Source organism: Devosia sp., from assembly GCF_041917035.1.
Taxonomy (GTDB): domain Bacteria; phylum Pseudomonadota; class Alphaproteobacteria; order Rhizobiales; family Devosiaceae; genus Devosia_A.
In genome coordinates this window covers 1-6,954 of record NZ_JAYRYM010000194.1, presented here as the reverse complement: position 1 = coordinate 6,954, position 6,954 = coordinate 1, and the positions used below count along the sequence as shown (strand labels likewise).

Sequence of the window (6,954 nt, the reverse complement as noted above, 5' to 3'; positions counted from 1 at the left end):
GCCTACTGAGCGTCTTGTTCATCCTCTTCCTCCCTTGTTGAGCACGTCAGATTCTCCTGATGGTCTCGGGCACCGGACCGTGACTCGCCCGCGCGATGAGCTTGGGCGAGACGAGCCGCGTCACCGGTTGACTCGACTTCTTCTCGATCACCCCGACCAGCATCGCCGCGATCTCGCGGGCAGAGTCGCGAGTCCGTGCCTCGAACGTGGTGAGCCCGGGCGGCGCGTATGCGGCCGCTGTGATGTTGTCGAAGCCGACGACCGAAAGGTCGCGTGGCACCGAGAGGCCAGCACGCGATGCTTCCTCGAGAACGGTGAGGGCCAGTTCGTCGAACAGCCCGATGATCGCCGTCGGCCGGCGTTCGGCATGGATCAGCGTGTTGATCGCTGCCACCGTCGCACCGCGATCAAAGCGCGGCGCACTGACCACATCGAGGATGACGCCAGGGTCGCCGCGTCGCGAAATCGCATCGCGAAGCCCCCGTTCGCGCAGATGGCGGAAGGTCATCGGGTCGGAAATGCTGACCAGCCCGAAATGCCGATGTCCCAACGCATAGAGCAGATCGAAGGCCTCGGCGAAGGCCGAAACGCTGTCGGCATCGAGCCAGTTGAACGGCGCTGAAGAATCGAGCAGGCGCCCATGGGCAACAAAGGGGAACCTGCGCTCCATGAGGTAGGCCAGCCGCTCATCGCGTTCGCCGATACGGGGCACCACGACGCCGTCCGCTCGGCCCGACTCGACCACGTGCCGCAGAACCGAAAGCTCGGAGCGCCCCGCAGGCACGGTGGCGATGAAAAGATCCATGCCGTGTTCAACCAGGCCCTCGCCGAGACCGGTGAGGAATTCGCCGAGATAGGAGTCGATGAAGTTGGGCCCGCGGACCGGCATGACGAAGCCGACGAAGCCCGAGCGGCCTAGTACCAGCTGCCGCGCCGCGACATTGGGGACGTAGCCGAACTCCTGCGCCGCCTGTGTCACCCGCTCGCGCGTCTTCAGCGCAATGGCCGGATCGCCGGAAAGGGCCCGGGACACGGTGCCCACGGAAACGTCGAGCCTAGCAGCCAGTTCGCGCAGCGTCAGTCCAGCCAAGGTGGATCTCCTCCAACCACATTGTCCGTTTTAAACGTTTTCAACTGAATTGCAAACGGTTCAAGTTGTTCTTTGCTGTCGTAACGCACTTCGGGTCGATAGGGGCCTGCGAGGGTGCAGGTTGGATAGCACGCTGGGCATGACCCGCCTGGTGAGCGATATCATGGGCCGCCAGAGTGTTGCATCGTGCGAGAGGGCGCATTGCAGGAGAGTGCTGCGCTGTCAGCTGCTCGACGCCGGATGGCCTGTCACCTCACCCCGAGCCGGATCTGCGTTTCGATCTCGATGATGGCGAAGAACACGGGCGCGATCACTCGGAAGCGAGAGCGCGTCAACGAGCAGTTGTCATCCTGCCTTCGGTGCTCACGAAGACGTGTCTGGTTGCGATGTAGCCAATGCGACGCCGTGGACGAACTGGCACTGGAAGAGCAAATCGCAGGAGATTGAGCGTGTTTGATAGACTTGAGCGCCGGATACGATCGTTCGCATTCGTCGCGGTGTTGGCCCTGGCGGTACCGGCCTCGGCGGGTGAGATCCGGCCATGGGATGCCGCCGGTTTCGAGACCGCACAGTCCGCCGGTCAGCCCATCGTCATTCACGTAACCGCGCCTTGGTGCCCAACCTGCAGGGCGCAGCATCCGGCCGTAGTCGGCCTGGCTGCAGCGCCCGAGCACGCAGAGCTGTCGGTGTTCGAAGTCGACTTCGACACCCAGAAGGATGTCCTGAGGCGCTTCGGTGTGCGCCAGCAGAGCACGCTGATCGCATTCAAGGGGGACGTGGAGGTCGCGAGGTCCGTCGGAGAAACGAGACCGGAGCAGATCGCCGCGCTCTTCGGCGCCACCTACTGACATGGATCCCGTATCGATCGCGCTGGCAGCTGTCGCGGGCGTCCTCTCGACCCTGTCTCCCTGCGTCCTGCCGTTGCTGCCGGCCATCCTCATCGGCGCCCGCGGCGAGCATCGACTGGGGCCTCTCCTCCTGGCCGGAGGGCTCGCCCTCTCGTTCACGGTGCTGGGGTTGCTGTTGGCAACGATCGGCTACGCAGCGGGATTGACCGCAGACCACGTCAGAAGCGCTGGCGGCCTGGTGATGGTGATCGTCGGAGCGATCCTCGTGGTTCCGGCTGCACAGATGCGCCTCGCCAGTGCCGCCGGTCCGGTCCAGACCTGGGCCCAGAGCAGGTTCGGCAAGATCAGCACGTCCGGCCTGTCGGGGCAGTTCGGACTGGGCGCCCTCCTTGGTGCTGTCTGGGCCCCCTGCGTCGGGCCGACCCTTGGTGCAGCGTCGCTGCTCGCCGCGCAGGGCGACGACCTTGCCATGGTTGCCGTCGTGATGATGGCCTTCGGACTAGGCGCGGCGTTCCCCATCCTGGTGCTTGCGGGCCTGTCTCAGTCGCTCGCCCGCCAATCCGCCGCGATCGCGCGGGCGCTGAGCGGCCCGGCAAAGGCTGCCCTGGGTGTAGTCCTGGTGTTGGTGGGGGTTCTGGTGCTCACCGGCACAGACAAGCAGATCGAGGCTCTGCTGGTGGAGCTGTCTCCCGGGTGGCTCACGCGCCTGACCACGTCCCTCTAGAGTTCCGGTTCAGCGTTGCCCTGGCTTTCCGGCGGCACGACCAGACGCTCAGTAGCACACGAGCGGCAAAACAGCGCCGGAGCATAGCGCAGGAATCCGGATTACCAAAAATCGCAAACTTAGGACGATGCACGTAGAGCATTCTACGAGATCGCCCCGGAGGCGACGGAACTGGGAGGCAGGCATGGGCGAGGCAGCTGTTCATCCAGGGGACGAGCGCGAGGTATTGTCCGGATGGCGGGCGCACATGGTGCGGCCGCTCGCCGACAAGGGTGTCGGAACGCCCGCCAGCTTTCTTGCCAAGACCTTTGTCCTCGACGCAGTGGCCGGCAATCCGGTGCTGCACATCAGTGCACTGGGCCTCTATCGCGCCTTCATCAACGGCCAGCGGGTCGGCAACGACCTGCTCACCCCGGGCTGGACGGCCTACGACAAGCGTCTGAGCTATCAGAGCTATCCGGTTGGCCACTTGCTGAAGGCGGGGGAGAACCGCATCGAGATTTGGCTCGCCGACGGCTGGATGCGCTCGCAGATGATGTGGGGGCAGGCGCCGATCTTCAACGCCTGGGGGGAGCAGATCGCGGCGATCGCCGAGATCAGGTCGGAGGAGGGCGCCACTCTCGTCGCAACCGATGCGAGCTGGCAGAGCGGCGAGCTCCCGGTGCGCAAGTCCGGGATCTATTTCGGCGAGATCTTCGATGCCCGCGTCGCGCCCAGCGTCTCGGCCGGCAGCGCGGTCCTCGCATTCGACACCGGCATTCTCGTGCCGCACGAGACGACGCCCGTCCGCGAACTGACGCCGCTCCCGGTCGTCCAGAGCTGGGTCGATGCGCAGGGTCGAACGGTCTACGATTTCGGCCAGAACGTCGCCGGCAACGTGGCCTTGAGCGTGGTCGGGGCCGCGGGCGCAAGGGTCACTGTCGAACACGGAGAGGTGCTCGACAAGGACGGGCAGTTCTACAACGGCAACTACCGCACCGCCGAGGCCCGCCTCGAATACATCCTCGCCGGCACCGAGGAAGAGCACTATCGACCCTACTTTACCTTCCAAGGTTATCGGTACGTCCGGGTAACGCTCGAGGGCGACGTTCGGCTGATCGACATCGTCTCGGTGCCCATCTCATCGGTCAGTGAGGCCAAGGCCGCGTTCACCACGGGGAACGCCCTGGTCAACCGGTTGTTCCTCAATACCCTCTGGTCGCAGCGCAGTAACTTCATCGAGGTGCCGACCGACTGTCCGCAGCGCGACGAGCGGCTCGGCTGGACCGGGGATGCGCAGGTGTTCGCCGGGACGGCCTGCTACCTGGGCGACGTGCACGGATTCTTCCGCAAGTGGATGCGCGACCTGATGGCCGACCAGCGCGAGGATGGGGCCGTACCGCATGTCTGTCCCGATCCCACCCGGCTCAACCCGAAGGATTATCCCGGCTTTGCCGGCAGCACGGGCTGGGGAGACGCCATCTACATGATCCCCTGGCAGGTCTACCTGCACTATGGGGACGTCGATCTGCTCCGCGAGGCGCTGCCTGCCATGATCAGGTGGGTCGACTTCGTCTGGTCGATCAGTGACGGCCCAATCGTCTCGCCGCCGCGCGCCTGGGGCGCCCGCGGCTTCAGCTTCGGCGACTGGCTGCAACCCAAGGGGCCGAGTGCCAAGCCGCTGCCCACCATTGGCGACGATGCCGCGGCGACGATCTACCTCTATGTGGCAGCAAGCCGGGTCGCCGAGATTGCCGGGATTGTCGGCGATACCGCGACCGCCGCAAGGCTGGCCGCCATGGCCGGGCAGGTGCGCGACGCCTTTGCCCGGGAGTTCGTAACGCCTTCGGGGCGGCTCGCCTACGACGATCAGACCTCCTATGCGCTGGCCTTCCTCAACGACCTCATCCCGGTCGACCGCCGCGAGGCGGCCAAGGGATACTTCCGCAATGCCATCGCGCGGGCGGACGGGCGCATCGGAACGGGCTTCATCGGCACTCCGGCCCTCCTGCCGGCGCTGGTCAAGATCGGGGAAGTAGGCCTCGCGGCTGCCGTCTTCCTCCAGGAGGAGGTACCGGGCTGGCTCTACCAGGTGAAGATGGGAGCCACCACCACCTGGGAGCGCTGGGACGCCATTCAGCCGGATGGCACCATCTACAATCCACAGATGAACTCGTACAACCACTACGCCTACGGCGCGGTCTGCCAGTGGCTGCTCGAGGCCGTGGCGGGCTTCCGGCCGGACGCTCTCGATCCCGGCTTCGCGACCGTAGTGTTCGAGCCGGTGATCATCCCCGAACTGTCCCCGGTGAGCGCCCGCCACGAGAGCCCCCGCGGCGCCATCGTTGCGGAATGGAGCGTGACGGGGAGCCAGGTCCGCTACCACTTCGAGGTTCCGTCGCAAAGCCGCGGCAGGCTCGTTCTCGCCCGCGACTACCGCAATGCCGTCCTCGACGGCGCTCCCCTCGAGTCGCAGGCGATCGACGTGGCGCCGGGCCGGCATGAGCTCACCTTCACCTACTCGCCCCCCAGACTCGAGAAGAACACGGGGCCGAGCATCAACGCCCGCACGCCGTAGGGCGGCGCGCGAGGCAACTGCAGCGGCCCGTCGGGGGCGTCCTCGACAAAAGGGCTCCCGGCCACGTGCCATGCCCGCAACAGCGAGAGTATCGCCCTGCCGCGGCGGCAGTGCCCGAGGGCGGCCTGATGGTCAGGCAGCCGCGCCGGACCGGAGGAAGAGGCTGGCCTTGTCGGTTTCGGCCCCGAGTTCGAGATCGCTGCCGACAATGACGTCGACATCCCCCGGTAGGGCCGCGATGACCTGCTGGCCGGATTTCAGCTCCACGGCGGCGAGGGTCTCGTTCCCTAGTCGCTCGACGAGGACGACACGTCCGCCAAGCTGGCGATTGCCGCGATCACCCATATGGTGGGGGCGCAGGCCGACGGTGACGTCGTCTCCGACGCTGGCCGATACGCCCGCCCGGGGCAGGACCATGCTCCCGAAGTCGGCGTTCCCCACCTTGACGGACGTCGCGTCAATGCCCTCGATCGTCGCCTTGAGGAAGTTCATCTTGGGAGAGCCGATGAACCCGGCGACAAAGATGTTTGCCGGCCGGTGGTAGAGCTCAAGCGGCGAGCCGATCTGCTGCACGACGCCGGCATTGAGGACCACGATCTTGTCGGCCAGAGTCATGGCCTCGACCTGATCATGGGTGACATAGACCATCGTCGCGCCGAGTTCCTGGTGCAGCTTGGCCAGTTCCATCCGCATGTCGACGCGCAGCGCGGCGTCGAGATTGGAGAGCGGCTCGTCAAACAGGAACACGTCGGGGTTGCGGACGATGGCGCGACCGATGGCGACGCGCTGGCGCTGGCCGCCCGACAACTGGCTCGGTCGGCGGTCGAGGAGGGGCTCCATCTTGAGGATGCGGGCCGCCTCCGCCACCTTGGCGTCCTTTTCCGCTTTCGGCGCCTTCGCGATGGTCAGCCCGAACCCCAGGTTCTCGCGAACGCTCATGTGCGGGAAGATGGCATAGCTCTGGAACACCATGGCGATGCGGCGATCCTTGGGCGGCAGGTCGTTGACGACGCGCCCCCCGATCGAGAGCGTGCCACCGGTGATGTCCTCGAGGCCGGCGATCATCCGCAGAAGCGTCGATTTTCCGCAGCCCGACGGACCGACGAAGACGGTGAACTCACCGTCGGCGATATCGATGTCGACGCCCTTAATGACTTCCACCGGGCCGTAGGTCTTCTTGAGACCGCTCAATACCACCCGCGCCATGATCGTTACTCCGCCGCCTGTGCCGTCGCGCCAATCGAGAGCAGGCCGTCCCGCCCCACCACCACCGGCTCGGGGTCCATGACGTAGCCGCCGAAATCCGCCTTGCCATTGTCGGCGAAACCGAGGATGCGCAGGCCCTCCGACGTCTCGACGATGCGCGCCGCATAGCGTCGGCAGGGTTCCGCGCCATCAAGGAAGGGACCGGGCGGCAGGCGCCAGGGCCCGCGCGGATGGTCGGCGATCAGGTAGTGGTTGCCGGTCACCGGGCGCTCCGGGTTCTGCTGCCGGTAGGCCTCGGACCAGTGCAGCGAGGAGGTACAGAACAGGCAGTACCACTTGCCGTTCTGCGTGAAGACCTGCGGCACTTCGAGCTGGCCGAAGCCTCCGGCAAACACGGGGGGGTGCAGCGTCCAGGTCATCAGGTCGCTCGACGTGGCAAGGCCGATGGCCCCGCCCGCATTGGGCTCTGCCACGCCCGGGACGCGGGCGGTGAAGAACATCAGCCACCCCGCACCGTTGGGATCGCGCA

At 66.1% G+C, this 6,954-nt stretch carries 6 protein-coding genes; 3 read left to right on the top strand and 3 right to left on the bottom strand.

Features of this window, described 5'->3' with window-relative positions:
* Positions 1–46: 46 nt before the first annotated feature.
* Positions 47–1,090, bottom strand: a complete 1,044-nt coding sequence (locus tag ACE3TU_RS16680) for a LacI family DNA-binding transcriptional regulator (protein WP_374626202.1) — start codon at positions 1,088–1,090, stop codon at positions 47–49.
* Positions 1,091–1,539: 449 nt separating this feature from the next.
* On the opposite strand from ACE3TU_RS16680, the gene ACE3TU_RS16675 reads away from it, so the two are divergent.
* The 3 genes from ACE3TU_RS16675 (at position 1,540) to ACE3TU_RS16665 (ending at position 5,219) form a co-directional block, all read left to right on the top strand.
* Complete coding sequence (locus tag ACE3TU_RS16675) at positions 1,540–1,938, top strand: thioredoxin family protein (protein ID WP_374626204.1); 399 nt, start codon at positions 1,540–1,542, stop codon at positions 1,936–1,938.
* A gap of 1 nt (position 1,939) precedes the next feature.
* Positions 1,940–2,662: a cytochrome c biogenesis CcdA family protein gene (locus tag ACE3TU_RS16670; RefSeq protein ID WP_374626200.1), complete on the top strand. Its 723-nt coding sequence runs from the start codon at positions 1,940–1,942 to the stop codon at positions 2,660–2,662.
* A 184-nt stretch (positions 2,663–2,846) separates the two neighbouring features.
* Entirely contained in the window at positions 2,847–5,219 is a 2,373-nt protein-coding gene (locus ACE3TU_RS16665; RefSeq protein WP_374626198.1) for a family 78 glycoside hydrolase catalytic domain, read from the top strand.
* 132 nt (positions 5,220–5,351) lie between these two features.
* Here ACE3TU_RS16665 and ACE3TU_RS16660 read toward each other — a convergent pair whose 3' ends face one another.
* Both ACE3TU_RS16660 and ACE3TU_RS16655 read right to left on the bottom strand, forming a co-directional pair.
* Positions 5,352–6,425, bottom strand: a complete 1,074-nt coding sequence (locus ACE3TU_RS16660; RefSeq protein ID WP_374626196.1) for an ABC transporter ATP-binding protein — start codon at positions 6,423–6,425, stop codon at positions 5,352–5,354.
* 5 nt (positions 6,426–6,430) lie between these two features.
* A partial coding sequence (locus tag ACE3TU_RS16655) for a hypothetical protein (protein WP_374626194.1) occupies positions 6,431–6,954 on the bottom strand: 524 nt, incomplete at its 5' end.